We start from the raw sequence: 26,269 nt of genomic DNA on the forward strand, positions 1-26,269 counted from the left end.
CGCCCGCCGGGCCCGTGCTAGCGTCGCGAGACCGGGCGGAACCGGGGGCATATCCGGACGTTCCCCCGGTCGGTGACGACGGTACGTACGGGAGTGTCAGCAGTGACCACAACGGAGCCGAGGCTCGCCGAGGCCGCCGAGCGGGGCACCGGGCACATACGCGGACCCGGGGGCGGCGGCCCGTCCTCCTGGGCGGCCCGTGCCGAGCGGCACCCGGTCGTCGTCGCCACCGCCCTCGCCGCCGTGCTGCACCTCGTCTGGTTCTTCACGTTCGCGAACAGCGGCGGTGACCTCGCCGCCCAGGACGCCTGGGCCGAGTTCGTCGGCCGGCACCCCGACTCCGCGTACAACCTCGCCTGGTACGGCGGCATGCACCCGGTCTCGTACAGCGTGGTGTCGCCGTACGTGATGTCCGTCCTCGGCGTCCGTACGACGATGATGGTCGCGGGCACCCTGTCCGCCGCCCTGCTGACCTTCCTCCTGACCCGTTCCCGCGCGGTGGCGAAGCCCTTGTGGCCCGCGCTCGCCGGTGTCTTCGCCCTCGTGTGCAACGGGGCGTCGGGGCGCGTCACCTTCGGGCTCGGCATGATGTTCGGGCTCGGGGCGGTCGCGGCCGTGTTCTGCCGACCGCGCCGCGGGCGCCCCAGGCGCTGGGTGAAGGCCGCCGTCGCCGCGACGCTGGCCGGGCTCGCGACGGCGTCCTCACCGGTGGCGGGCCTGTTCGTGGGCCTCGTCGCCGTCGCCCTCTTCCTCCAGAAGCGGCGGCCCGGCGCGTACGCGCTCGGGCTCGCGCCCGTCGCCGTGGTCGGGCTCTCCGCGTGGCTGTTCCCGTTCTCGGGCACGCAGCCGATGTCGTTCTGGTCGGCGCTGCTGCCGCTCGTCTACGGCGCGCTCGTCCTGTATCTCGCCCCGAAGCAGTGGCGGACGGTCCGGATCACCTCCGCCGTCTACCTCCTGTCCGTGCTGGGCGTGTGGCTGATCAGCTCGCAGATCGGCACCAACATCACGCGCCTGCCGATGCTCTTCGCGGGCGTCGCGCTGCTCGCCGTCCTGCCGTTCACCGCGCCGCGTTCACGCACCTGGTACGTCACCGCGGTCGCCTTCGTCGGCTTCAACGCCTGGATAGGCGGCAAGATGATCTACGACGTGGTCCACACGGTCCCCGCCGCCTCCTGGGCCCACGAAGTCGCCCCCCTCGTCGACCAGCTCCAGGAGGCCGGGGCCGGCCGGGGCCGTGTCGAGGTCGTGCCCGCCCGCTCCCACCGGGAGGCGTCCGCGCTCGCCCCGTACGTGAACCTGGCCCGCGGCTGGACCCGGCAGGCCGACATGGAACGCAACCCGCTCTTCTACGACGACACGCTCAACTCGGCCAACTACCACCAGTGGCTCAAGCGCTGGGCCGTGCACTACGTCGTACTCCCCGAGGGCGCCCCGGACGGTGACGGCGGTGAGCGCGAACGCGCGCTGGTACGGCGCGGACTGCCCTACCTCGAACCGGTGTGGGCCGACGCGAACTGGCAGCTCTACGCCGTGACCGACCCGACGCCGATGGCCGGACCGCACGCGGTCGTGGACGCCGCCGAACAGGCCGAGCTGACCCTTGAGGTGACCGAGCCGGGGCGGGTCCGCATCCGCGTCCCGTACTCGCCGTGGCTGGCCGTCGTCGACGCGGACGGCAAGGCGCTGGACGCCCCGGAGGAGACCGAGGCGTCGAAGCGGGCCAGGGAGCGCGACGAGTCGGCGCCGAAGCGCTACGAGAACGCGCACGGCTGCCTGTTCGAGACGCGGGAGGACGCCTCCGGTGACCGGTGGACGGAGCTGGTCGCCCCGCGGTCCGGCACGTACCACCTGGCGGCGCCCTACAAGTGGTGGTCCCGGGGCACCCCCTGCCCGGACGAGCTGAAGCAGCCGACCACCCACTAGCGGCAGATGTCCCTGGGCGGGCGGATGCCCTCCGGTGTGCGGACGCCCGCGATCTCCGTGCGGACCGTCTCCAGTTCGCCGAGCAGCTCGTCCAGCGTCGCCCTGTCCGGTGAGCGGAAGTACTCCAGGACCGCGCGGTAGAACGCGTCGCGCAGCACCGGCGGCATCACGTCCGAGGCGTCGAAGCACAGCGTGTTGGAGTCGTCGGTGAGGTAGGAGGCGATCTCCTGCGCGGCCGGGTTGTCGTCGGGCCGCGGATCCGTCCGGTCGGGGAAGAACGGGCGCAGATGCGGGCGCGCCGTGCCCGACCACTCCTTCCGTCCGCCCTCGCTGGTCAGGCGCTTCACCAACCCTTGCGCGCCGGGGTTGTCGGTGAGCACGGCGGCCATGTCGCCCGACACCTCGAAGGCCCTCTTGTACGCGGCCGAGCCGCGCAGGAACCGGGCGGCGGGCTCCACGCGGATGTCGTCGCGCGGCGCGTACACGAACCGTACGAACGACCCCTGGTGCTCGTGCGTGCAGCCGGGCAGCGAGCCGCCGAGCAGGCCGCGCGGGTCCTTCTTCGGGCCGGCGGAGGTGCCCCAGAACGACATGGTCAGGGAGCGTTCGACCGCGGCCGGGGAGCGGGAGCCGCCCGCGGCGAGCAGCCGCGCCCAGGTGGTGAACGCCTTCCGCACCGCTGTCGACCTGCTCCAGTCGAGCCGGCCCGTGGCCCAGTCGGTGTACGTGTCGGGGCCCGCCTGGTGCAGCAGGATGTCCTCGACCCAGTCGGTGCCGGGCCACCCGGACGTGGCCTGCGCCGCCATGCCCACGCACCAGCGCGGCGCCGCGCCCGGCGATCCCGTCCTGCTCCACATCAGACTCTTCAGGTCGACCTTGAGCGGCACCCAGAACGTGCGGCGCCTGCCGTCGACCATGAGCGTGGGCGACCAGGGCGGATAGGCGCGTTCGGCGGTGGACGGGTCGAGGGGCTTGAGCTTGTTCTGGGCGGCGTACTCGGTGAGTTCGCCGATGCTGTTGAGGATGGCGACGTCGGGCGGCGCGTCGGCGGCGAGCTGGGCGACGAGGGTCTCGCGCAGGGAGCGGGTGCCCTTGTAGACGTACGTGTGTCCTGAGCCGTGGGACAGCACGCGCAGGGCGCGCTCGAACGCGGCGCCCTCGGGCCCCGTCCACGGGCCGAGCACGACGACCGGGGTGCCGCCACCGGTCGAGCAACCGCCGCTGAGCGCGGCGAGGCTCAGCAGGCAGGCGGCCAGGAGCAGCCGCAGAGCGGATCTCATACGGGTACTCCCTGTACGGGCCCATCTCCCTGTACGGGCCCGTGCGCGGGCCCTCGCGTCCGTGCGCGTCACCGGCTGCCTCCGCCCCGGCCGACCAGCAGGTACTCCCGCCGGTAGGCGTGCAGCGCCCCGCCCACGACCCCGCCGATCACCAGGCCGGCCGGTGCCACCAGGCCCGCGACCGCGCCCACGTCACCGAACCGGCCCTGCCGCACGGTGGCCGCCATGCGGGCCGTCGCGGGGCGGATCGCCGCGGGGTCGGGCGGGGCCAGCGGATCGTCGTCCAGGTGGACCTCGACGACCGGGGACGCCTGCTGCGCGAGCACGTCCGCGTACGGCACGGCGGCGCGTTGCGCGCTCCACGCCCGTACCCCGTCGGCGAACGCCCACGGCACCAGGAGCAGCGGCAGCGCGGCGGCCAGCAGGGGAACGCTGGCGCGAATCCGCATCCGGCGGCGCAGGAAGAAGAACGTGCGCCACAGGCCCACCCCGAGCAGGGTGAAGGAGATCAGGGAGACGGCGACGGCCACCAGCACGCCCGGGCCGAGCGCGGCGCGGACGGCGAGCCGGTGGCGCAGATCGCGTTCGAGGGCGGCGATGCGGTCGACGACCGTCGTGGCGTCGACGCCGCGGGCCGCCCCGCACGGCGGGTAGGGCGCCCTGCGGTCGGTGGCCGGGGTGGCGGTCAGGTCCGAGCACAGCATGCTCTGCGCGTAGGCGAGCCCGGCCTTGCGCAGCGACGGGTTGCCGACGTTGGTCCTGGCCCAGGCGATCCACTCCTCGTAGCCGTCGATGAGCCCCGAGACGACGTCGAGCTCCTGGCGCTGCGCCTCGCCGAACGCGCCGCCGCGGGAAAGCCGGGCGATGTCCTGGGCGGCGGCTCCGGTGCGGGCGGTGTAGCGGGGGCCGAGGCCGGAGAGTTCGACGGCGTGGCCCGCGTCGAGGCTGACCTCGGCCTCCCGCTGGGCGATCCGCAGGGAGATCCGCGCGTCCGCCAGGTCGCCGAGCGCGGGCGTGAGCTGCGTACGGATGTACGTCGAGTCGGCGCGGACGTCCGCGTAGGCCCAGCCGAGCGTGGTGAAGGCGACGACCGCGAGCAGCGGCAGCGCGATCAGCCGGTCGCGCAGATAGGCGCGGTTGCGGGGGCGGTCGGCCGGTGGCCACAGGAGGCGGCGCAGGACCACGACCCAGTGGGGCGCCGGGCGGCGCGGCGGTGACCTCATCCGCGCCGCCGCAGCAGGGGGCGGAGCAGGGTGTGCAGGGGGCGTCGTTCCCGGTGGTGGCGCAGGGCCATCGGGCGGACCAGATAGGCGCGGTCCAGGAGGCGTTCGGCGATCCGGTCGGCGTGCGGCAAATCCGGTGAGCGGGCGGTCTGGCGGGCGAGGAAGAGGTAGAACCCGGACAGGTCCTTGGCCAGCGCCCGTTCCTCGGCGGGGAACGCGAGGCGGGCCCCGGCGTCGCGCGCCTCGTCGTCGCGGGTGGCCGCCTCCCGGGCCAGCCGCTCCAGGTCGGCCGCGTTGAGGACCTCGCCCGCCATGAGCTGCTGCGTCGCCTCCCACACCTCGGCCTTCATGCGGACCCGGGCCGGTTCGTCGGTGAGGCCGTGCTCGGTGAAGAGGCGGGAGAGGCGGACCAGGACGGCGCCGAGGGTGTCGGCGCAGGCGGCGTACTCGACGGCGATCCTGACGGTCGCGGTGCGGGCGGCGGTGCGGTGCCGGGAGTGCTGGGGCACGGCGTCGAGCGCTTCGACGGCGGCGGCGCAGGCGCGCGGCCCGCCGAGGGCGAGCCGGGCCCGCGCGGCTCCGAACGCGGCGCTGCCCAGCGACGGATTGCGCAGCCGTACGGCTTCGTAGAGGGTGAGCGCCTCGCGGTGCCGGCCGAGGCGTTCGGCGCAGTGGCCGAGGGCGAGCTTGGGCGCGTACTCGCCGGGGATCGCCCCGTAGACCTGGTCGAAGTGGTGGCGGGCCGAGGCGACGTCGTCGCGGGCGAGGGCGACGAGGCCCTGGTGCCAGTCGATGCGCCAGTCGTGCCGCGCGCGCTCCCGTCCTATGGCGTCGGCGGCACCGGCGAGTTCCTGCTCGGCGAGGGTGAGCCCGGCCTCGTCGAGTTCGCCGCGCAGGGCGACCCGCAGCCGCAACCGGCAGCGCAGCAGCCGCACTTCGGGTGACTCGCGCCAGTCGGCGGTGTTCTGGAGCAGCGCCGCCGGGTCGGCGTCGGCGAGGCGGCTGAGTTCGGCGTGGTGGTCGTCGTGCGGGTCGGGCCGCGGCACGGGCAGCCGGGCCGCGGCGTCGGCGGCGGCCGGTGGTTCGTGCAGCGGGCCCGGGGGGTCCTCGCCGGGTGGCACGGCCCAGCGGGGCAGGGCGGGCGCGGTGCCGAGCCCGTCGTCGAGCGCGTACGGCGATTGGAGGAACAGCGGCGACGGCTCGAACGTCTCGTCCCGGGTCCGCAGCGACCGCAACTCCCGCCACACCCCGCGCAGTTGTACTTCCATCTCGTGGGCGTCGGCGAACCGGTCGGCGGGCGTGGAGCGGGTGGCGCGGCGCAGCACCCGGGCCAGCGACAGCAGGCCGAGGCCCTCGGGGGCGGGCGTGGTGGTGAGCAGGGCGGCGCGGGCCGCGAGCGTGTCGCCCTCCCGCAGCCGGTCGAGGGCGCCGAGCGGGCCGAGATCGCGCGGGTGCTCGCCGAGCCCGCACAGGGTGCGCAGCGTCTCGCCGAGCCCGAACAGGTCGTCCTGGGGTTCGCTGGCCCCGGCCACCTCGTTGGGTCGGAGCGGCACGTTCGGGGCGCGGTAGCCGTACGTCGTCAGGCCCGGCGCGCCCGCGGGCCGGATCGAGCCGACGTCGACGACCTTGATGGCGGCGCCGTCGTGCATCACGTTCTGCGGCTTGAGGTCCCCGTACACGAGGGTGGTGGCGGAGGCGGGCCGGGAGTGCAGGTGGTCGAGGGCCGACAGGATGCGCACCCCGTAGGCGAGCACGAACTCGTGGAAGCGGGCGTCGCCGAACCGGGCCGGGGTGAGCCGTGCGAGCGCCCGCACCTCGTCCAGGTTGAGCCCGTCGACATAGGGCAGGACGAGGAAGTCGCCGACGGTCTCATGGGTGCCGTAGTTGAAGACGGGGATGATGCCCTCGTGGTTGAGGTCGGCGAACGCCTGCCGTTCCTCCTCCAACGCGTGGGCGGCGAAGGCGACATGGCCGGGCCGCAGCGTCTTGACGGCTACCTCGCGGTCGTCGACCTTCTCGTCGCGGGCGAGATACACGTCGCCCATCCCACCGAGCCCGAGCCGCCGCACCACCCGGTACTGCCCGGCCAGCAGCTCGCCCGCGGCCAGCCCTGCCCGTGCGTCCCGCTCGTCGGCGGCCACCGGGTCGCGGGGCCGGATCTCCGGCAGCGCGGTGACGTCGGGACCTTCCGCGGGCAGCTCGACATCAGCGTCACGCGGCGCGTCCGACTGCGGCATGACGATCAGCGGCCCCGAGGAGTCCCCCTCCATGGCCACCCAGAATAGGGGCGCGAGTCCGGTATCGGGCCCCTTGCGGGATCTTTTTCGGCGCCTCCCGCGCTCGGCCGGTGGATGTCGGCTCAGCGGGCCAACAACGCGGCCAGGCGCGGAAGTTGATCGTCGTCCTCCAGCGCCGACCCGACGGCGACGACGCGGGCCCCGGCCGACAGGTACGCGGCGGCGTTCCCCGCGTCGATGCCTCCCGTGGCGACGAACGGCACCTCGGGGAAGGGCCCCCGCATCGCCTGGAACCAGTCCGCCCCGAGCACACTCGCCGGGAACGCCTTCAGCCAGGTCAGACCCAGCGCCCGGGCCGCCTGCACGTCGCTGGGCGTGGCCACCCCGGGCAGATGCGGCAGCCCCGCGGCGACACTGGCCCGCGCCACGTCGGCGTCGAGGCCCGGGGCGACCGTGAACGCGGCGCCCGCCGCCACCGCCCGCTCCAGCCGCCCGGCCGAGGTCACGGTGCCCGCGCCGACCGGCTTGCCGCGCTCGGCGCCCGCCGCCACGACGGCGGCGAGCACCTGCCCGGCCGCCTCGTCCTGCACCGGCACCTCGACGCAGTCGATGCCCAGGTCCCAGGCGCGCACCGCCAGCTCGACGGTGGTGGCGACCGGCATGCCGCGCAGGATCGCCATGACCGGCGCCCCGGCGAACAGCTCGTCGAAGGTGGGGGCCACCGGTGCGGTCCTCGCGGGTTTCACGGACGCCATCCCAGCTCCTTGGAGATCGTCTCGGCGGTGGCCGCCAGATCGGGCAGCACACCGGAGGTGAGGGCGGCCAGGTCCGCCCGCGCCTTCAACGCGGTCACGGACACGGCGGCGACCACCTCGCCGCCGCTGTCCCGGACGGGCACCGCCAGGCAGTTCACGTAGTCCTCGTACTCGCCGTCGTCGACGGCCCAGCCCCGGGCCCGCGTCTCGTCGAGGGCCTCGCGGTAGGCGGCGGGCCGGGTGAGCGTCGTGCCGGTGTACGCCGCGAAGTCGCAGTCGGCGAGGAGGGCGTCGGCGCGCTCGCGCGGCAGGTGCGCGAGGATCGCCTTGGCGACCCCGGCGGTGTGCAGCGGCACCGGGCGCCCGATCTCCGAGTAGAGCCGCACGCCCTCCACCGGGTCGACCTTGTCCACGTAGACGATCCGGTCGCCCTCCAGCGCGGCAAGGTGCACGGTGTGCCCGCACCGCTCGCCGAGGCCGCGCAGATGGTCGGCGGCCACGTCCGTCAACCCGAACTGCTCCGCGGCGAGATGGGCCAGCCCGGCGAGCCGGTGCCCGACCGCGTACCGTCCGTCGGGGAGCCTGCGCGCGAGCCCGCCGTCGGTCAGCGACTCCAGGATGCGCAGCGCGGTCGAACGATGCACCCCCAGATGCTCACCGACCTCGGTCTGGGTGCGGGGCCTGCGGGCGACGAACTCCAGGATCTCGATGGCCCGCCGTACGGTCTGCGACACGATGTCAGTCCCTTTCCCCAGCGGGTACGTGGTCCTCTTCCCCACCGGGTACGTGGCCTTCTTCCCCACCGGGCACGTGGTCCTCTTCCTCAACGGGTACGTAGTCCTCGACGCTGCGCAAGGTGCGCCCGGCGAGCCGGTGCCCGAGAGCGAGCCGTTCGCGCGCCGCCGCGCCGTCCAGCAGGGCGCCGAGGTACCCGGCGGCGAAGGCGTCCCCGGCGCCGACGGCCTCGACGACGTCCACGACGGGCGCCGCCACGAACACCCCGCCGGCGCCGGACGCGGGGAACTCGACCGCGCCGACGGACCCGTCCTTGACGACGAGCGTGCCGCGCGGCGCGAGACGGTCACGGATGTCCTCGGCGGTCGGCGTCCCCCACAGCGTCTCGCCCTCGTCCCGTCCGACGAGTACGACATCGGCGCGCCGGGCGAGATCGCACAGCACCGCGCCGGCATGGGCGGACGAACCCCACAGCGCGGGCCGGTGGTTGACGTCGAACGACACGAGTGTCCCGCTGTCGGCCGCCCGCTCCATCAGGGCCCGCGTGAGCGCCGCGCACCCCTCGGACAGGGCGGGGGTGATCCCTGTCAGGTGCAGCAGCCGGACACCGGCGAGGTCGACCCGGTCGGCATCGCCGGGCCCCATCAGGGAGGCCGCGGAACCGGCCCGGTAGTAGTGCACGCGGGTGCCCGCGGGCCCCGGGTCCTTGAAGTAGACGCCGGTCGGGGCCGCGGGGTCGGTGAGCACACCGGACACATCGACACCCCGCGAGGCGACCGCCGTAACGACGCGCCGCCCGAACGGATCGTCCCCGACGCGGCTGACCCAGGCGGCCCGGTGCCCGAGGTCGGCTAGGTACTGGGCGACGGTGGACTCGGCGCCCGCGACGGCGAGCCGCAGCGCGCGACTGCGTTCGAGCCCTTCCCCGTCGACGGGGGTGACCTGCGCCATCGTCTCGCCGACACAGACGACGCGGGCACGAGGAGACCGCACCGACAAGCGGCTCACCACCTTCCAGGAACCTCGCGGGGCGTTGCGGTGGGACGCTAACAAACGCAATGCAACCCGCGCGCACATGCTGCAACAGGAGAAAGTGAGCCACCCCCCCACCCCACCCTCCGTGCCGGATATCGCATGCGAGGCCGCGACGATCGTGACGATGATGCGAGCATGCCCATCGAGATCAAGCATGTGATCACCCCCGGCACCCTGACCCGGACACCGCAACCGACACTCCGCACACCGGACGGCGAACTGGCGCTACAAGCACCGGCGTTGTCGCACGCGCAAGCCGTCCACGACGCCTTCCAGGACCCGGCCCTGCGGTACTGGCACGCACGCAGCATGGAATCCCTGGACGAGGCGCGCGCCTGGGTCGTGGAAGCGCAGGAGGGATGGCGGCGGGAGAAAGCGGCCCAGTGGATCGTCACGCGGGCCTCCGACGGGACCCCGCTCGGCCGGATGGCCCTGCGCGACATGAACCTCCTGGACGGACTGGCGGAGATCGGCTACTGGGTGATGCCGCAGGCCCGCGGCCAGGGCGTGGCCCCCATGGCACTGACCGCGCTCACGGACTGGGCGCTCGGCGTGGGTTTCCACCGGCTGGACCTGGAGCACTCGACCCGCAACGAGGCGTCGTGCCGGGTGGCCCTCAAGGCCGGCTACCCACTGGAGGGCACGCGCCGCAGCTCGGCGCTGCACACGGACGGCTGGCACGACATGCACGTCCACGTCCGGATCCAGGACGCCGGGCGAACACCGTGGACGCCGGTGCTCCAGGGGAGACCGTCAGACGCAGAAGCGCAGAAGCACTCTTGACAGCGTGCGTACTGTTTCGCGACCTTTGAGCCCCATGGGGGACTAGGACAGGCCCTAGGGGGGCGTCCGTAAGTGAAGATCACGACGTACAGACCCGAGGACCTGAGCGCGTCGCTCCGCGGGGCCTGGCACGAGACGATGGACGAGTCACCGGACTACCAGAACCCTTTCCTGGCACCGGAGTTCGCCGCCGGGGTCGGCAGACACCGGGGCCGGGCGCAGGTGGCGGTCCTGCACGACGGGGGCGAACCGGTCGGCTTCCTCCCCTACGAAAGAGGCCGGGCGGGCGTGGGCCGCGCCATCGGCCTCGGCCTCTCCGACTGCCAGGCACTGGTGCACAGACCCGGGGTCAGTTGGGACGCGCAGGAGTTGCTGCGCGCCTGCGGCCTGTCGGTCTTCGAGTTCGACCACCTCGTGGAGGAGCAGAAACCCTTCGGGCGGTACGTCACCGGCACGTTCGCCTCCCCGGTGCTCGACCTGAAGGACGGCGGCCAGGACTCGTACGAGGAATGGCTGCGCGCCACCTACCCCGGCCAGGCCAAGACGACCTTGAAGAAGGAACGCCGCCTGAGCCGCGACGTAGGGGACATGCGTTTCGTCTACGACGAGCGCGACCCGAAGGTGCTGCGCCGCCTCATGACGTGGAAGTCGGCCCAGTACCGCAGGACCGGCCGCATGGACCGCTTCGCCCGCCCCTGGATCGTCGACCTCGTCGACCACCTCTTCGACGTCCGCGAGAACCACTTCACGGGCGTCCTCTCGGTCGTCTACGCGGGCGACCGCCCGGTGGCGGCCCACTTCGGACCGACGTCGCGCACGGTCTTCGCGGCCTGGTTCACGGCCTACGACCCCGAGTTCAGCTACTACTCGCCGGGCCTGATGATGCACCTGCGCATGGTCGAGGCGGCCGGCCGCCAGGGCATCCGCCTCATGGACTGGGGCCGCGGCGAGAAGGAGTACAAGGACTGGCTCAAGACCCGCGAACTCCGCGTCTGCGAGGGCTTCGCGACCCGCCCCCACCCGGTGGCGGCGGCCCACCGCCTGTGGCGGCGCCCGGTCAGGGGCCTGCGCAACACGGTCCTCGCGCACCCGGTACTACGCGCACGGGCGGACCGCCTCCTGAAGACGGTCGGCGGCATACGCGAACGCGGCTGACCCGCACAGACACTCACTCCGACCCGCCTCCGTCTGAGTACCTGCGCTCTGGTCGACCGGGCGACGACGGGGAACGCTGACCTTATGGAACAACGACCCCGCAATCCGCTGCACCGCCTCGTCCCCACCCTGGCCCTGGCCGGCGTCGCACTGGCGGCATGGGCCGCCTGGCTGGGCTGGGACCAGCACCGCGACGTCCACCCCGACGGCTCCACGACGGGCCCCTACGAGGCCTGGCAGGTACTCGGCCTCACGGCGACCCTGCTGGCCCCGGTGATCTGGGCGGCCTCCCGCGGCCACGTCCCCGGCGCGGTCATCGGCACCACGACGGGCCTGACCATCGCCGCCTGGACGGACTGGTCGGACGACTCCAGCGGCCTCTTCGCGGTAGGCGTCGCCATGCTCACGGTGGGCAGCCTGGCGGCGACGACAACCGTCTCGGCGATCACGTCGGCACTGGTCAGGGCGAGGAGGGGCGGGGGTCCGGGGTCGGGCCCGGGGCTGGGGCGAGCGGGGGGTTTGTCGGCGGGTGGGGGGAGTTGAGAGGGAGCTGCCAGCGCTCGGGAGACTGGAGTAATAGTGCAGAGCTGTGGATCTGTGATTGGTGATCGGTGATCTGTGATTGGTGATCGGTGGGGAGCCCTCGCAACCACCTGCGGATCCACACCCGTCAGCGCTACCCCCGGCCCCCGGTGCCGGAGCGCCCCCGCCGGAGGCATCGTCTTTGACCGTGTCTGGGGTGTGGCGGTAATCGACTCATGCTCCCGGCCTTACCCCTTGTGGGCGCGCATCGGCGCAGCGCCCGTAGCGCGGGCCGAAGGCATGAGCGCGAAGGGCAGCGGAGCCGGGAAGCCCGCCCGGCGGAGCGGAGCGCAGCCGGGGCTTGATGAGGTAGAGAAACCTGTAACAACCCCTGGGCCCCAGTCGGTTGGACTAGCTGCCTGCCGGGTCGGTGAGCCTACGGCCGTCATGGGTTCGGATGTGGGGTGCCATGTCGTCGGTGAGGGCGTCTGCGATGCGGATGCTGTAGGCCTCGCTCATCGAGTCCATGGCGTCGTCCGGGGCAAGCCAGGTGACGGCGATCGATTCGTCCGAGAGCTGTGCGGTCCCGCCGTGGGGGCTGCATCGGAAGACCAGGGCCACGACCCCGACCGTCATGTTCTTGAAGACCCCGGTCAGGCGCTCGACGTGCACCTTGATCCCGGTCTCCTCGAAGACCTCGCGGCACACCCCATCCTCGATGGCCTCGTCCCACTCCAGGACTCCGTCCGGCGGCTCCCATCGCCCGTTGTCGGCTCGACGGATCACCAACACGCGTCCGTCCTCGCGCACGACGACGCCCGCCACGGACACCGAGTGGAGAGGCGTTGAGGGCTTCATCAGGCGGAGCGTTGGCCGGTGGCGACGAGGCGGCTCGTGAAGCCCTCGTGGCACAACCGCTCGTACGCCTGAATCACGTCGTCCGGCGCGCTTTGACTGATCATGAATCCCTGCTGGGGGTAGATCAGTAGCCTCTGTAGTGCGCCCACAAGCATGTCGATGACCTTGCGGGCGTCTCCGATGGAATCGACGTATTCGCCGAACGTCATCGGGGTGGAAGCGTTGAGGATCTCGACCTCGGGCCACAGCTTCCGAGCCGTGGCGTACGCGCGCCTCTCCTCGTACGGCTTGCTGATCAGAAGCACGGAGGAGACCGGGATGCCGGCCGTTTCGAGCACGGTCTTCGAGAAGCGGATGTTCTCGCCGGTGTTCCTCGCCTCGGTCTCGACGAGCACGGCAGAGCTGGGGACACCGAGTTCGAGCGCCCGTTCCCGGTAGTGGATGGCCTCGCCCCGTGGCATGAGGTCACGGGTCGTCGGGCTGGTGGCTCCGGTGAACACAAGCAAGGGGGCGAAGCCGCGGTTGTACAGGTCCACCGCCGTGTCGGCCACGCCCAGGTCGTGGCTGCCCAGGCCGATAGCGACTGAGCAAGGCCTCAGGGTGTGGCCCATCTGGTGGTAGTCCCACAGGCGCCGTGCGTCGTCCCATGCCTGCGTCGAGATCATCACTGCCCCTTCTCGCCCTTCGCGGAGTCCGGGACCTTGAAGTCGTACTCCCAGGCGAAGCGCGAAGCCGCGTGCACACCAATGGCGAATTCGACCACTGTGCCAGAGGCGGTATAGGTCGTTCGATGCAGCTCTATGACAGGCTCACCGGGCGGGAGCTGCAAGAGCTTCACCTCGTCTGATGAGGGCGCCCGAGCGAAGATCTCTTCCTTCATGTGGTCGATCTCGTATCCGGCGTCGTGCAGCCCCTTGAGCCCACCGCCACGACCGGCAGGCCCCGGAGTCGGGTCCACGATCCGCGTGCCCTCGACGTGCTCGGGCCGGTAGTAGCTCGTGTGGGTGTGAGTCGGCTGGTCGCCTTCCTTCACAACTCGGGCGCGCGCGTAAACCTCTGCGCCTTCGGGCAGACCGTGGGCGGCCGCGACGAGCGGCGGGGCTTCGACTCGGCTCACGGTCTGGGTCTGCTCGTTGCGGCGGTAGCTGCGTCCCGATGCCACACGGTCCGCGATGAACGCTACCTCGTCGCTGTCGCGCCACTTGGCCTTGTCGTATCGCGCGATGCCGAGCCGTTTCAGCGGCACTTGCTGCCGTACGACGGTGCCGTGTCCTCGGGACGACGTGACCAGTCCTTCGGCCTCAAGAGCCTTGTAGGCCTGGTGGACGGTGGACTTCGAGCCCTCGCCCTGCTCGACCAGTTGCCCCGCCGGACCACAGGGCGAGCCCGGACCGGCAGGTCCTCCGGGCCCGGCCGGCGCCGACGGAGCGGACGGGGCTGACGGCCGCGACGGGCAGACCTGCCCTGACGGATACACACTGCAACCCCCACCGGGGGACCCTGACGCACTGGTCTGCCGACGCGACGGGGCACCCGCACCTACGCCTGATGACGAGCAGCCGTCCCCAACCACCGCCGCGCTGGACCCCACGCGCCGCCAGTACACGTGACCAAGGGCCCCGGACCGGTTGGGGGTCGTGATACCCCTCACATGAAAATGGCCTCGCCCCATACCCTGGCAGTGCGACCTGTACAGAGTGGAGGGGCGAGACCGTGCCATCTGATGCTACCCCGGACCCGTACGCCGACCCGTTGATCTTCGGGCAGAGAATGCAGATCCTTCGTACCCGCCGGGGCCTGACACGCGATCAGCTCGGTGGCCTCATCGCCCGAAACGGAGACTGGGTGAAGAAGGTAGAGACGGGGCGGCTGCATGCGCCCCGCCTGGAGGATGTCCTCCGCATCGCTGAGGCCTTGCGTGTCCGGGATCTATCCGAGCTGACCGGACATGCCGTGGACGTACCGCTGTTCACCGGCCCCGGCCATCCGAGGTTGCCTGCCGTCAAGGCGGCGGTGGACGCGTTCCCGCTGCCGGTGACTGGTGAGGCGCCGCCAGCCGAGCACGTGGCCGCCCGCCTCGCCCACGCCTGGGAGGCCCGGCACAAGGCACCGAACCACCGCGAGGTCATCGGCGGCCTGCTGCCGGGCCTGATCCGGGATGCACAACTCTCCGTACGGCAGGCCGGGTCGGCGGCCGAGCGCCGGACGGCTCAGGCTGTCCTTGCGGAGGTCTACAGCCTCAGCCAGTTCTTCGTCGCTTACCAGCCGGACGCAGCCCTGCTGTGGCGCGTGGCCGAGCGCGGCCTGATCGCAGCGCAGGAATCCGAGGACCCGCACGCCCTCGGGGTCGCGGCCTGGCTCGCCGCGCAGGCACACCGCGACTCGGGTCCTGACCACTACGACGCCGCCGACGCCGTGAATTTGGAGACGCTGCACTACCTCCAACCGCTGCTACCGGACGCCAGTGACGATGTCGTAGCCGTCGTGGGTGCGCTCACGTTCGAGGCCGGATACACGGCGGCCCGCCGCATGGAGACCGGCACGGCCTGGAGGTACTGGGATCAGGCGCGCGCTATCGCGGCCCGGCTGCCAGAGGACTACTACCACCCGGTCACGTCGTTCTCGCGGGCCATCATGGGCGCACACGCGGTGACTGTGGCTGTCGAGCTCCACGCTGGCGGGGAGTCGGTTCGGCAGGCTGCGGCGGCCGACGAGTTCACGATCAAGTCCCGGCCGCGCCGTGCCCGGCACAGGATCGAGGAAGCCCGCGGCTACCAGTTGGATGGCCAGCCCGACGTCGCCCTCGCCACATTGGAGAAGGCGCACAAGGCTGCGCCCGAGACGATCCGGTACAACGGCTACGCCAAGGCGATCGTGCTGGAAGAGACAGAAGCAAAGGTCCCGGCCCGCCGTCAGCGCGCATCCGACCTGGCGGTCAAGCTCGGTCTCTTGGCGGCCTGAACAAGGGGGGCCATTTTGGCCCCCTGCCTCGTGTGCCTCGCCTCTACGGTCGTTTCACGATCATCGAGCGGAGGCGGTCATGACGGCAGAGACACCCCATCCGAAGCCCAGGGGGGCGGCTGCACCGGCCGGGACAGCGATAGACCTGGCGTACCGGGCGCTGCTCGATCACGCCACGAGGTGCAAGCGCTGCTCGATGAACTGGCGTGCGTGTCCCACCCGCAGGGCCCTCATGGAGACGCTACGCAAGGTGCGTCGGTGATCTGCTGGCGGTGTAGTCAGACGATCAAGCCGCATGAGCCGTTCGAGAGTTACGCACGGGTCAGCATGTCCGCCGGGGGCGTGATGATCCACATGCACCAGAAGTGCCCCGCGCTCGGCCACTTCAGGAAGCTGCTGCGCCGCCGTTCGCGTTGAGTCTTCCTCGCTCCCGCCGCTTACCCCCCTGTGTGGGCGGTGGGGTAGCGGTCCGCGATGTCCCGCGGCCCGCGCCCGGTTCGGTACCTCGGCTCCGGTCCGAGCCGGAAGGAGGCGGCCCCGCCACCACGGGGTCGCCTCGCAGACGCCGCACCCCCCGGTGCGGGCGAGTGGGCGGCGGCGAAATGCGCAAAGGGGCGCCGCCCACCCATACCCAGAGGTCACACGGTGCGTAGGCACTTCACACGGGGTGCGAACGGAACGTGTGTACTCGTGGCAACTACAGTCTTACGTTCCGTGGATATATGCATGAGGATGCAGGGCAGTGCTTCCAGTCGTCGACCCGGACCCCGCCGACGGCTGGAGCTTTCAATTCAGTGGGTCCGTGATGTGGCAGCGCAGCGCCTGGGCGATCAAGAGCAGGTCCGAGTACTGCGGATCGCGCGAGCCCGCCTCGTACCGCTGGATACCGCGGCGCTCCAGCCCGCCCGGTCACCCGGTTCCTCCTGAGAGAGGTCTGCGGCGACCCGTAGCTGCGCGATCCGATGGCCGAGTTTCCGGCGACGGGTGAGGACCTAGTCAGGTCGGGGCGTTCGGCGAGCGGGCACCCGGTAAAGCCAAGAACCTCTGCGGCATATGCCACATGCCGCAGAGGTAGCTGTAGTGTGAAGTATTCGAACGTCCGTTCACCCGTAAGGGTGAATGTCCCGCCTGGCCTGCATCCGCTAGGCAGCATGGGAAGTCGTAAGCGGTGACAACAACCCAAGATCGTGCGCTGCCGCTCTGTGGGTGGCCCCCGGACAGCGAGCGGCGCACACAGGTCCGGCCCCCCTCCGACACTGAGGGGGGCCGGACTTGTGTGCTGCGACCTGCACGGATGGCCTGATCGTTTAGGGGTTATTTAGGGGCCGCGCTCCGGTACTAAGGGTGTATCGGGACTGCCCAACTCTGTACCGGGACAGTACCTAGGACTGAGACAGAAATGCCCCGGACCCCGCTTGACTTGCGGTTTCCGGGGCATCTGCCCTGATCAAAAGCGTGCCCCCGGCAGGATTCGAACCTGCGACACCCGCTTTAGGAGAGCGGTGCTCTATCCCCTGAGCTACGAAGGCGCGGGAGTGGGCAAGCGTGCAGGCCTGCGCCACCGCCGACAGTGTAGCGGGTTGGCCATCGGCGGCTGAGCGGGTTCCGGTGGGGCGGCTGTGTGCAGGGCGGTGAGGTGAGCGGGCGCGCAGGGGGACCGATGACCAGGGCAGGGGTAGGGCGAGCCGGGCCCCGAGCCAGTGCATGCACCTTGACGTGGAGGCGGACGGAGGACATAGCGTCCGGGGATGGAATCCCTGGAAGCGTTGTTGACTGCGCCGGGTGCTCCCTTCGCTGTGGTGCGGGGGGAGGACGGGCGGCTCGCGTACGCGGAGGGGCCGCGGACCTTGCGGGAGTTCGTGGAGACGACCTGGGCGTTCGGGAAGACGCCGTTCTTGGTTTCCGAGGACGGGCGGATGACGTACGGGGAGTTCTTCGCCGCCGCGAGCGCGCTTGCCCGGCGGCTGCTGGACACGGGTGAGGGGTACGGGCTGCGGCCCGGGGATCGTGCCGTCATCGCCATGCGGAATCATCCCGAGTGGCAAGTCGCTTTCTGGGCGGCCCAGTTGGCGGGGCTCGTGGCCGTGCCGCTCAATTCGTGGTGGACCGCGGACGAGTTCGCGTACGCCCTCGACGACTGTCGGCCCGGCGTGCTGCTCGTGGACGGGGAGCGGTTCGAGCGGGTCGCCGCCTGGCGTGAGGAGGCCTCCGACAAGCCCTGGGTGCTCGTCTTCCATGAGGAGGGGCGGGACGTCAGGGGGGAGCGTATCGAGCGGTACGTCGATCTGCCCGCCGCCGATCCCCTGCTCGGGCCGCCCGACATCGACGTCGAGCCCGACGCGGACGCGACCATTCTCTACACCTCCGGGACCACGGGGCGGCCCAAGGGAGCTGTGGCCACGCACCACGCTCATATGGGGGCCATCACCAACCCGCGCTACTTCGCGGCCCTCTCGGCGTTGGCGCGCGGCGTCGTGCCGGGGCAGGGGCCCGCGCCGGTCGGGCTGCTCACCTTTCCCTTCTTCCACGTGGCGGCGTTCACCGGGTTCTACGGGGCGATGGCGGCGGGCGGCACGCTGGTGCTGCTGCGGAAGTGGGACACCGACAAGGCGCTGGCGATGATCCGTGAGCACGGGGTCACCGCGTTCGGCGGGGTGCCGGCCACCGCCTTGCAGTTGCTGGAGCGGGCCAGGGAGTTGGGGGACGCCTTGGCGACCCTGACCATGTTCAACACCGGGGGCGCCGCCGCGCCGCCGCGTCTGGTCGGGAGTCTCACGGCCCGGCACGGTGAGCGGATCGAGCCCCGCAACGGTTACGGGCTCACCGAGACCCTGGGTGGGGTCACCGCCAACTTCGGTGCGGAGTACCGGAGGTGGCCGGAGAGCGTGGGCAGGCTTGCCCCCGCCGTCGAGGCGCGGATCGCCGGGCCCGGCGGTGAGTCGATGCCCGACGGCGCGGTCGGGGAGTTGTGGCTGCGCGGGCAGTGTCTGGTCCGTGGCTACTGGGAGGATCCGGCGGCGACCGAGGAGGCCTTCACGGCGGACGGCTGGTTCCGTACGGGGGATCTGGCGGTGCTGTCCGAGGGGCGGATCAGCGTCGTCGACCGCATCAAGGACATGGTGATCCGGGGCGGCGAGAACGTGTACTGCGTCGAGGTCGAGGCGTGCCTGCACGGTCACCCGGATGTCCTGGAGGCGGCCGTCGTCGGCGTGCCGCACCCGGTGCTGGGGGAGGAGGTCGCCGCCGTGGTCAGGGCGCGGCCGGGGTCCAGGCTCGACGCGGAGGCGCTGCGGGAGTTCGCCGCCGCGTCCCTCGCGGCGTTCAAGGTGCCCGCACACGTCCTCGTACAGGAGGCGGAACTGCCGCGCAACGCCACCGGGAAGGTGCTGAAGCGGGAGGTCAGGCAGCGGTTCGACGCAACCGGAACGCCCGATCCCGCATCCTCCGAGCCCGCCTTCTCCGAGTCTGCAACCGCCGAGCCCGCCTTCTCCGAGTCTGCAACCGCCGAGCCCGCCTCCTCCGAGCCCGCCTTCTCCGAGTCTGCAACCGCCGAGCCCGCCTCCTCCGAGCCCGCACCCTCCGCAGCGCACCTCAGCTCCGCACCCAGGCCCACCCCCACCCCCACTCCCACCCCAAACCCCAGAACGCCCCTCAGCGCCGAGTGACATACACCCGGTAGTCCCCGGACGCGTCCGCCGACGTCACCGAGATCCGCACGCCCGCCCTGCGGTCCCTGAACACGTCGCCCTCGCGGTAGGTCGCGTCGGAGAGTTCCGCGTGGACGTTCGGGCGGCGGGTGCAGCCGCCGCTGTCGGGGGTGGCGTCCTTCACCGTGATGGGGCCGCGGCCGGTGTCCACGTCCGCGTCGACCTTGTAGATCAGGACACCGGGGCGGCAGACCGACTCGTCGTTGCCCTCCTGGGTCCTGACCTCGATCGCGTAGCCCGTGCGCGCGGTCAGCGGGACGAACACCAGCTTCGTCCTCGTGCTGCCGTGCCTGTCCCCGTGCCTGTCCCCGTCCCTGTCGCCGTCGTTCCGGGACAGCGGTGCCAGCAGGTGTTCCGTCGTGCCGGAACGGGCCGCGCAGCCGATCTGGGAGTCGTCGAGCCAGCCCAGTTTCCATTTGTGCCAGCCGAGCAGGTCGTTCCCGACGCCCCAGTCCTCGCTCATGATGTCCCAGTGGCCCACGGCGCCGCCGCCGTCCTGGGTGTAGAGGTCGGGCAGTCCGAAGACGTGGCCGTTCTCGTGCGGCAGGACGCGGTAGCCGGTCTCGGCGTACGAACCGGAGCCGTCGTCCTGGCGGGAGTAGACGAAGGAGGCGTTCGCGATCGGGACGCCGTCGGCGACGGGCGCCTCGTGGTTGCCCGCGAACGTCACCGAGAGGACCGTGTCGAGGGCGGAGGGGCCGGCGTTCGGGGTGACCAGGATGTTCGCGAGGTCGTACCGGCGGAAGTCCACGTCCGGGTCGGCGGCGGCCACGATGTCGTCGACCAGTTCGCGGTAGCCGGGTTCGAAGGGGGCGCCGCGGTCTATCTCGTACGCGGAGAACGGCTTCGGCATCCGGAGCCAGTGTCTGACCGGGGTCTCGGGGAGGTAGGTGAGGCGGCCGTACGAGCCCGTGCGGAACCAGCGCTGCGTCTCGGGGAAGAACTCCCCGAACCGGTCCATCGCCTTTCCCTCGCCGGGCGCGTCCGAGAAGTCGATCATCAGGTTGAGGGCTCGTACGGTGCCGGTGGAACGGGCGTAGCCGGGGCCCGTCGGCACTCCCTCCGACATCTGTACGCCGAGGGTGCCGCGGAGCATGCAGGGGGCGAGGGAGACCGTCCTGACCGGGGCCACCGGGCCCGCCGCGGTCGGGGAGGTGCCGGTGAGGCGGCCGGTGCTGGCGGTCATGGTGAGGGCGAGGGCCACCGCGGTGGCGCCGGCGAGCGTCGCGCCGCGACGGCCCCCGCGTATCCGCTGCTCCCGCATCCGGTGCCTCTCGCCGTCGGGACCCTTTCGATCACCCTGTGTCGGGGGTGTGCGGGTCGCGCGCTGGGTGCGCCGTTCGGGCGGTTCTCGGCGGGAGGAGGTGTGAGGCAGGTCACACGGGCGGTGGGAAATAACCGGGGACGGTTTCCCCGTTTAGCTCACTGTCCGCACAAAGCGGGGACTCGCTCCCCGGTTCGCGGACCAGCGTCATCGCAGAAGCAGTAGACGACGACCGACCGAGAAGGAGACCGCCGTGGCCGCCACCGCCCCCACCGTGCCGCAGCGTCGCGCGCCGCGTCCGCGGGCCGACGCGCTGCGCAACCGGGAGCGGATCGTCGCCGCGGCGCGCGAGCTGCTCGTCGAGTACGGGACCGATCTCCCGCTCGACGAGGTCGCCCGCCGCGCCGGTGTCGGCAACGCCACGCTGTACCGGAACTTCAGGGACCGCGGCGAGCTGATGCACCACGTGGTCCTCTCGGTCACGGACCGCATCGCCGAGCACGCCGAGAACGGCCTCGCCGCCGAGGACGCCGGCGACGTGAGCGCGTTCACGGCGTTGCGCACCTTCGTGCACGCCGCCGCCGACGAACGCATCGGCGCGCTGTGCCCGACCCTTCAAGCCACCTTCGACAAGGACCATCCGGATGTGCTCGCCGCCCTCGACCGGCTGACCGCCCGCATCGAGGAACTCATCGGGCGGGCGCACGCGGCCGGGGAGCTGCGCACCGACATCGGCGTCGGGGATCTGATGGTCGCCCTGTCCCAGCTCACCCGGCCGTTGCCCGGCACGGCATGCCTGGACTTCGACCGGTTCGTCCACCGCCATCTCCAACTGCTCCTCGACGGCCTGATGGCACCCGCCCGCTCGGAACTCCCGGGCGTGGCCGCGACCTTGGAGGACCTCCGTAAGGACTGACCCCCGGACCTTCCTTCGGGGCCGAGTTCTCGTCCGCGTCCGCCGCACACAGACCCCGGGCAGCCCGTCCACGTCCGCGTAAGGGCGGCTCGCCCAGCATTTCCGCACCGAACCGATTTCTCCGCCTTATCTACGACTTTCACGACTTTCACGACTTGGAGTCCCGCTGTGGGTACCCCCTTGCCGAAAACGGCATCGAAAACGGCACAGAAGACAGCCGCCCCTCTCGAAGGCGATCCGCGCCGCTGGAAGGCGCTCGTCTTCATCGCGCTCGCCCAGCTCATGGTGGTGCTCGACGCCACCATCGTGAACATCGCCCTGCCCTCCGCCCAGACGGACCTCGGCATCTCCGACGGCAACCGGCAGTGGGTCATCACCGCCTACGCCCTCGCCTTCGGCGGGCTGCTGCTGTTCGGCGGACGCATCGCCGACCTGTGGGGCCGCAAGCAGACCTTCGTGACCGGTCTCGTCGGCTTCGCCCTCGCCTCGGCGATCGGCGGCGCCGCCCAGAACGAGGCGATGATGCTCGGCGCCCGGGCCCTCCAGGGCCTGTTCGGCGCACTGCTCGCCCCGGCCGCCCTCTCCCTCCTCGCCGTGATGTTCACGGACGCCAAGGAGCGCGCGAAGGCGTTCGGCATCTACGGTGCGATCGCCGGTGGCGGTGGCGCCGTCGGCCTGATCCTCGGCGGTTTCCTCACCGAGTACCTGAACTGGCGCTGGACCTTCTTCGTCAACATCCCCTTCGCGGCCGTCGCCGCGCTCGGCGCCTTCTTCGTCATCCGTGAGCCGGCCGGTGGCCGCAACCGTTCGCCGCTGGACATCCCGGGCGTCGTCCTGTCGACCCTCGGTCTCGTCTCCCTCGTCTACGGCTTCACGCGCGCCGAGTCCAACGGCTGGTCCGACGCGACCACCTACGGCCTGTTCATCGCCGCCGCCGTGCTGCTGCTCGCCTTCGTCGCCGTCGAGGCCCGGGTGAAGCACCCGCTGCTGCCGCTGCGCGTCGTCACCGACCGCAACCGCGGCGGTGTCTACGCCTCCCTCGGCCTCGCCGTGATCGCGATGTTCGGCCTGTTCCTCTTCCTGACCTACTACCTCCAGGTCGTGAAGGGCTTCTCGCCGGTCAAGACCGGCTTCGCGTTCCTGCCGATGATCGCGGGCATGATCACGGGCTCCACCCAGATCGGCGCCCGTCTGATGACGCGCGTCAGCCCCCGCCTGCTGATGGGCCCGGGCTTCCTGCTCGCGGCGTTCGGCATGCTGATCCTCACGCAGCTCTCGGTGGACTCCTCGTACGCCGGTCTGATCCTGCCGGGCCAGCTCCTGCTCGGCCTCGGTATGGGTACGGCGTTCATGCCCGCCATGTCGCTCGCCACGATCGGTGTCGAGGCGCGGGACGCCGGTGTCGCCTCCGCGATGGTCAACACCTCGCAGCAGGTCGGCGGCGCCATCGGTACCGCCCTGCTGAACACGATCGCGGCCTCCGCCACGACCGCGTACATCGCGGACCACGCGGCCGGCGCGCGCAACGCCCAGCTCCTCCAGGCGCAGGCCATGGTCAGCGGCTACACCCACGCCATCTGGTGGGCGGTCGGCATCCTCGCCGTCTCCGCCACGCTCGCCTTCACGCTCATCAACACCCGCGCTCCTGGCTCCGGCCCGGCCGCGGCCTCCGGTGACGGGGCCGCGGAGGGTGTCGAGGACGAGTTCCGGGTGCCGGTGGTCGCGCACTGACCCCCGGGCCCCGGCCCGGTCCTACCTGAGCCAGGGGAGGTCCGCCCCGGCCTCCTTCGGCTGAAGTCCCTCGGCGACGATCCGCATGATCTCGCCGAGGGACTTCTGCTGTTCGGGGGAGAGCCGGTCGAAGAAGGCCTGGCGGACCGCCGCGACATGGCCGGGGGCGGTCTCCTTCAAAATCTCCAGGCCGTCGTCCGTCAGGACCGCGAACTGGCCGCGCTTGTCCGAGGGGCAGTCCTCGCGCCGCACCCAGCCGTTCTTCTCCAGGCGCGCGATCGCGTGCGAGAGCCGCGACCGGGTGATCTTCGCGCTCATCGCCAGCTCCGTCATCCGCAGCCGCCGCATGGGCGCCTCACTGAGCTGGACCAGCAGCCCGAAGTAGATGTGCGGCATCTTGGCGTCGCGCTGCAACTGCCGGTCGAGGTGGTCTTCCAGGAGAGTGGTGGCGTGGAGGTAGGCGCGCCAGACGCGCTGCTCGTCCGCGCTCAGCCACTGCGTCGTCGTGTCGTTCTCGGTCTCGTCCATCGGCTCCATCGTAAAGACCTCCTCCTTGAAGGTTAAACAAACACGGGCTACCTTTGTAGGTCCATAGCTTGAAAGTTCAAGGAGGTCGCCGTGTCCCTCGCACCCGCGCCCGAGCGCATGCCCGCGCTCTACCTCAGCCACGGCGCCCCGCCGCTCGCCGACGACGCCCTGTGGCCGGGCCAGCTCGCCGCCTGGTCCGCCGGTCTGCCGCGCCCCACGGCGATCCTCGTCGTCTCCGCCCACTGGGAGGAGGCCCCGCTCGCCCTCGGCGCCGTCGAGACCGTCCCCCTCGTCTACGACTTCTGGGGCTTCCCCGAGCACTACTACCAGGTGCGCTACGCCGCCCCTGGCGCCCCCGCGCTCGCCGACTCCGTACGCAAGCTGCTGCGCGCCCCGGGCACCCCCGTCCAGGACGTGCCGGACCGCGGCCTCGACCACGGCGCGTACGTCCCGCTGGTCGAGATGTACCCGGACGCCGACATCCCGGTCCTCCAGGTCTCCATGCCGACGCTCGACCCGCGCAGGCTGATGGAGATCGGGCGGCGGCTCGCCCCGCTGCGGGACGAGGGCGTGCTGATCGTCGGCTCCGGGTTCTTCACGCACAACCTCGCCGCGCTGCGCCAGGGCGGCATCCCCTCGTGGTCGGCCGAGTTCGACGACTGGGGGCGGCGGGCCCTCGACGCGGGGGACGTGGACGGGCTGCTCGACTTCGCCCGCAAGTCACCCGCCGGGACCCTCGCCCACCCCCGTACGGAGCACTTCGCCCCGCTGTTCGTGACGATGGGCGCGGCGGACGCCTGCGGCGAGCTGGACACGCAGCGCTCGGTGATCGACGGGTTCTGGCTGGGGCTGGCCAAGAGGTCGGTCCAGTTCGGGTAGGCCCGGACGGGACCGAGGGTCCGGGCCGCCTACGGCTGTCGGCGGTCCTCGTCGCCGAGTGGCTTCTCGTACCAGGCGACGTCCCAGTACGCGCCGAACTTCCGCCCGACCTCCCGGTACGTGCCGACGTGGGTGAAGCCGAAGCGGGTGTGGAGGCGGACCGAGGCCTCGTTGGGCTGGGTGACCCCCGCGTACGCGCGGTGCAGGTCCTCGTCCGCGAGCGCCTCGAAGAGGGCTTTGTAGAGGAGGGTCCCGATACCGCGACCGCCCGCGTCCGGGGCGCAGTAGACGGTCACCTCCACCGAGGTGTCGTACGCGGCCTTCGCGCGAAAGGGGCTCGACGTGGCGTACCCGAGGAGCCGGCCCGAAGATCCCTCCCGCCGGTCCCGCGCAACCAATAGACGGTACGGGCCGTCTTCAGGGTGGGAGAGCAGCCAAGGACGTCGCTCCTCCGGAGTGAAAGCGTCCGTGTCGAAGGTGATCGGCGTCTCACGCACATAGTGGTTGTAGAGGTGGGTGAGGTCTTCGAGGTCTTCCTCGACTCCCGGTCTGACCTGCACCTCTATGAGCTCCGGCATCAGCGCGGTTTCCCTTCGCGTGGCGCGTGGCGGCACAGGGTACTGCATGATCACAAAAATCATGGGGCGGCTTGGGAATTCTGTCCGGATTCCAGTCGTTGTTTCTTTCGGAAGCAGGGCACCCGGGAGGGTGTGTGAGCCGTCCGGCCCAGCCGACCTACCATCGCAAGGGAGCACGCATGGCAACCCGTGCCGTAGCCCGTCGTAAGTCCGCCGTCTCCGGCGAGACTGATGCGGCACGCAGTGTTCGCGCCGTAGGCGGGGAGATCGCCGACCGCGACCTGGTCGGTATGTACCTCGACGAGATAGCGCGAACACCGCTGCTCGACGCCGCAAAGGAAGTCGATCTCTCCCAGACCATCGAGGCGGGCGTCTACGCCCAGCAGATCCTCGACGGGGAGGTCTCCGACAGCGAGGCCGCGGGCAAGGCGTCCCGCGAGGAGCTGGAGGCGCTGGTCGCCGAGTCGGAGAAGGCCAAGGACATCTTCATCCGGTCGAACCTGCGCCTGGTCGTGGCGGTCGCCCGCCGCTACCCGCGCAGTGGCCTTCCCCTGCTCGACCTGATCCAGGAGGGGAACGCGGGCCTGGTGCGCGCGGTCGAGAAGTTCGACTACCGCAAGGGCTTCAAGTTCTCCACGTACGCCACGTGGTGGATCCGCCAGGCCATCACCCGCTCCATAGCCGACCAGTCCCGCACGATCCGCCTCCCCGTCCACCTGGTGGAGGAGCTGGGCCGGATCCGCCGTGTCCAGCGCGAGTTCAACCGGAAGAACGGGCGGGACCCCGAGCCCACCGAGATCGCCGCCGAGCTCGACACCAAGCCCGAGCGCGTCGTCGACGTTCTGGACTGGGCGCGCGACCCGGTCTCGCTGAACATGGCGGTGGACGACCAGGGCGAGACGCAGTTCGGCGACCTCCTGGAGGACACGTCGGCCGTCTCTCCCGAGCAGTCCGTGCTGACGCTGCTGCGCTCCGAGGAGCTGGACGATCTGATCGGCCGGCTCGACCAGCGCACCGCGTCCATCATCAAGATGCGCTACGGCATCGAGGACGGCCGTGAGCGGACGCTGACCGAGGTCGGCAAGGAGCACGGACTGACGCGTGAGCGGATCCGTCAGATCGAGAAGCACGCCCTTCTCGAACTGAAGAAGCTGGCGCGGGACACCGGGTTCGACGCGGCGGCGTAGTCCTCCGGGAAC

General features: G+C 71.4%; 22 protein-coding genes, 1 tRNA gene and 1 pseudogene. 10 read left to right on the forward strand and 14 right to left on the reverse strand.

Annotated features, from left to right (window positions below; translation table 11 throughout):
• Positions 1-102: 102 nt before the first annotated feature.
• A complete protein-coding gene (locus ACIRF8_RS27705; RefSeq protein ID WP_404218903.1) occupies positions 103-1,923 on the forward strand; it encodes an MFS transporter in 1,821 nt (606 codons plus the stop codon).
• Here the strand turns inward: ACIRF8_RS27705 and ACIRF8_RS27710 are convergent.
• The 6 genes from ACIRF8_RS27710 to ACIRF8_RS27735 all read right to left on the reverse strand — a co-directional run bounded on the left by ACIRF8_RS27710 (position 1,920) and on the right by ACIRF8_RS27735 (position 9,146).
• Positions 1,920-3,203, reverse strand: a complete 1,284-nt coding sequence (locus tag ACIRF8_RS27710; RefSeq protein WP_404218905.1) for an extracellular solute-binding protein — start codon at positions 3,201-3,203, stop codon at positions 1,920-1,922. The genes ACIRF8_RS27705 and ACIRF8_RS27710 overlap by 4 nt on opposite strands.
• 68 nt (positions 3,204-3,271) lie before the next feature.
• Positions 3,272-4,426, reverse strand: a complete 1,155-nt coding sequence (locus ACIRF8_RS27715) for a hypothetical protein (protein ID WP_404218908.1) — start codon at positions 4,424-4,426, stop codon at positions 3,272-3,274.
• Positions 4,423-6,696 (reverse strand): tetratricopeptide repeat protein, encoded by a 2,274-nt coding sequence (locus ACIRF8_RS27720; protein ID WP_404218911.1) that lies wholly within the window; start codon positions 6,694-6,696, stop codon positions 4,423-4,425. Before ACIRF8_RS27720 ends, ACIRF8_RS27715 begins: the two co-directional genes overlap by 4 nt.
• Positions 6,697-6,785: 89 nt before the next feature.
• On the reverse strand, positions 6,786-7,418 hold the full coding sequence (locus tag ACIRF8_RS27725; RefSeq protein WP_404218913.1) for a bifunctional 4-hydroxy-2-oxoglutarate aldolase/2-dehydro-3-deoxy-phosphogluconate aldolase: 633 nt from the start codon (positions 7,416-7,418) through the stop codon (positions 6,786-6,788).
• On the reverse strand, positions 7,406-8,152 hold the full coding sequence (locus tag ACIRF8_RS27730; RefSeq protein ID WP_404218916.1) for an IclR family transcriptional regulator: 747 nt from the start codon (positions 8,150-8,152) through the stop codon (positions 7,406-7,408). Before ACIRF8_RS27730 ends, ACIRF8_RS27725 begins: the two co-directional genes overlap by 13 nt.
• 4 nt (positions 8,153-8,156) lie before the next feature.
• The gene (locus ACIRF8_RS27735) at positions 8,157-9,146 is read right to left on the reverse strand and encodes a sugar kinase (RefSeq protein ID WP_404218918.1); all 990 of its coding nucleotides are present in this window, start codon (positions 9,144-9,146) and stop codon (positions 8,157-8,159) included.
• 177 nt (positions 9,147-9,323) lie between these two features.
• On the opposite strand from ACIRF8_RS27735, the gene ACIRF8_RS27740 reads away from it, so the two are divergent.
• The 3 genes from ACIRF8_RS27740 (at position 9,324) to ACIRF8_RS27750 (ending at position 11,669) form a co-directional block, all read left to right on the forward strand.
• Complete coding sequence (locus tag ACIRF8_RS27740; protein ID WP_404218920.1) at positions 9,324-9,971, forward strand: GNAT family N-acetyltransferase; 648 nt, start codon at positions 9,324-9,326, stop codon at positions 9,969-9,971.
• Positions 9,972-10,043: 72 nt separating this feature from the next.
• On the forward strand, positions 10,044-11,126 hold the full coding sequence (locus ACIRF8_RS27745; protein WP_404218922.1) for a GNAT family N-acetyltransferase: 1,083 nt from the start codon (positions 10,044-10,046) through the stop codon (positions 11,124-11,126).
• An 84-nt stretch (positions 11,127-11,210) separates the two neighbouring features.
• Positions 11,211-11,669 (forward strand): hypothetical protein, encoded by a 459-nt coding sequence (locus ACIRF8_RS27750; RefSeq protein ID WP_404218924.1) that lies wholly within the window; start codon positions 11,211-11,213, stop codon positions 11,667-11,669.
• Positions 11,670-12,059: 390 nt separating this feature from the next.
• Here the strand turns inward: ACIRF8_RS27750 and ACIRF8_RS27755 are convergent, their stop codons facing one another.
• The 3 genes and pseudogenes from ACIRF8_RS27755 to ACIRF8_RS27765 all read right to left on the reverse strand — a co-directional run.
• Complete coding sequence (locus tag ACIRF8_RS27755) at positions 12,060-12,506, reverse strand: NUDIX domain-containing protein (RefSeq protein ID WP_404218927.1); 447 nt, start codon at positions 12,504-12,506, stop codon at positions 12,060-12,062.
• Positions 12,506-13,171 carry a YdcF family protein gene (locus tag ACIRF8_RS27760; protein ID WP_404218929.1) on the reverse strand — a complete coding sequence of 222 codons (666 nt, stop codon included), beginning with the start codon at positions 13,169-13,171 and terminating at the stop codon, positions 12,506-12,508. Before ACIRF8_RS27760 ends, ACIRF8_RS27755 begins: the two co-directional genes overlap by 1 nt.
• Positions 13,171-13,869: pseudogene (locus tag ACIRF8_RS27765) on the reverse strand (GntR family transcriptional regulator); the annotation flags it as partial. The gene ACIRF8_RS27760 and the pseudogene ACIRF8_RS27765, both read right to left, overlap by 1 nt.
• A 407-nt stretch (positions 13,870-14,276) precedes the next feature.
• Here ACIRF8_RS27765 and ACIRF8_RS27770 point away from each other — a divergent pair.
• Positions 14,277-15,467, forward strand: coding sequence for a helix-turn-helix domain-containing protein (locus ACIRF8_RS27770; RefSeq protein WP_404219356.1), 1,191 nt, complete (start codon positions 14,277-14,279; stop codon positions 15,465-15,467).
• Between the two features lie 786 nt (positions 15,468-16,253).
• Here the strand turns inward: ACIRF8_RS27770 and ACIRF8_RS27775 are convergent.
• Positions 16,254-16,367 (reverse strand): helix-turn-helix domain-containing protein, encoded by a 114-nt coding sequence (locus ACIRF8_RS27775; protein WP_404219358.1) that lies wholly within the window; start codon positions 16,365-16,367, stop codon positions 16,254-16,256.
• Between the two features lie 556 nt (positions 16,368-16,923).
• Positions 16,924-16,996: transfer RNA gene (locus tag ACIRF8_RS27780), tRNA-Arg, on the reverse strand.
• 219 nt (positions 16,997-17,215) lie between these two features.
• Between ACIRF8_RS27780 and ACIRF8_RS27785 the strand changes: the two genes are divergently transcribed.
• Positions 17,216-19,132 carry a class I adenylate-forming enzyme family protein gene (locus tag ACIRF8_RS27785; RefSeq protein WP_404218931.1) on the forward strand — a complete coding sequence of 639 codons (1,917 nt, stop codon included), beginning with the start codon at positions 17,216-17,218 and terminating at the stop codon, positions 19,130-19,132.
• On the opposite strand, the gene ACIRF8_RS27790 is transcribed toward ACIRF8_RS27785, so the two are convergent.
• Positions 19,119-20,438, reverse strand: coding sequence for a M6 family metalloprotease domain-containing protein (locus ACIRF8_RS27790; RefSeq protein ID WP_404218933.1), 1,320 nt, complete (start codon positions 20,436-20,438; stop codon positions 19,119-19,121). The genes ACIRF8_RS27785 and ACIRF8_RS27790 overlap by 14 nt on opposite strands.
• Positions 20,439-20,691: 253 nt before the next feature.
• Here ACIRF8_RS27790 and ACIRF8_RS27795 point away from each other — a divergent pair, with 253 nt between their 5' ends.
• The gene (locus tag ACIRF8_RS27795) at positions 20,692-21,354 is read left to right on the forward strand and encodes a TetR/AcrR family transcriptional regulator (protein WP_404218935.1); all 663 of its coding nucleotides are present in this window, start codon (positions 20,692-20,694) and stop codon (positions 21,352-21,354) included.
• 180 nt (positions 21,355-21,534) lie between these two features.
• The gene (locus ACIRF8_RS27800; protein ID WP_404218937.1) at positions 21,535-23,085 is read left to right on the forward strand and encodes an MFS transporter; all 1,551 of its coding nucleotides are present in this window, start codon (positions 21,535-21,537) and stop codon (positions 23,083-23,085) included.
• A 21-nt stretch (positions 23,086-23,106) separates the two neighbouring features.
• On the opposite strand, the gene ACIRF8_RS27805 is transcribed toward ACIRF8_RS27800, so the two are convergent.
• Positions 23,107-23,613: a MarR family winged helix-turn-helix transcriptional regulator gene (locus ACIRF8_RS27805; RefSeq protein WP_404218939.1), complete on the reverse strand. Its 507-nt coding sequence runs from the start codon at positions 23,611-23,613 to the stop codon at positions 23,107-23,109.
• Between the two features lie 117 nt (positions 23,614-23,730).
• Here ACIRF8_RS27805 and ACIRF8_RS27810 point away from each other — a divergent pair, with 117 nt between their 5' ends.
• Entirely contained in the window at positions 23,731-24,492 is a 762-nt protein-coding gene (locus ACIRF8_RS27810) for a dioxygenase (protein WP_404219360.1), read from the forward strand.
• A 29-nt stretch (positions 24,493-24,521) separates the two neighbouring features.
• Here the strand turns inward: ACIRF8_RS27810 and ACIRF8_RS27815 are convergent, their stop codons facing one another.
• Positions 24,522-25,070, reverse strand: a complete 549-nt coding sequence (locus tag ACIRF8_RS27815) for a GNAT family N-acetyltransferase (protein ID WP_404218941.1) — start codon at positions 25,068-25,070, stop codon at positions 24,522-24,524.
• A 179-nt stretch (positions 25,071-25,249) separates the two neighbouring features.
• Here ACIRF8_RS27815 and ACIRF8_RS27820 point away from each other — a divergent pair, with 179 nt between their 5' ends.
• On the forward strand, positions 25,250-26,257 hold the full coding sequence (locus tag ACIRF8_RS27820; protein WP_404218943.1) for an RNA polymerase sigma factor RpoD/SigA: 1,008 nt from the start codon (positions 25,250-25,252) through the stop codon (positions 26,255-26,257).
• The last annotated feature ends 12 nt before the right edge of the window (positions 26,258-26,269 follow it).

Source organism: Streptomyces sp. NPDC102406 (assembly GCF_044765725.1).
Classification (GTDB): Bacteria; Actinomycetota; Actinomycetes; order Streptomycetales; family Streptomycetaceae; genus Streptomyces.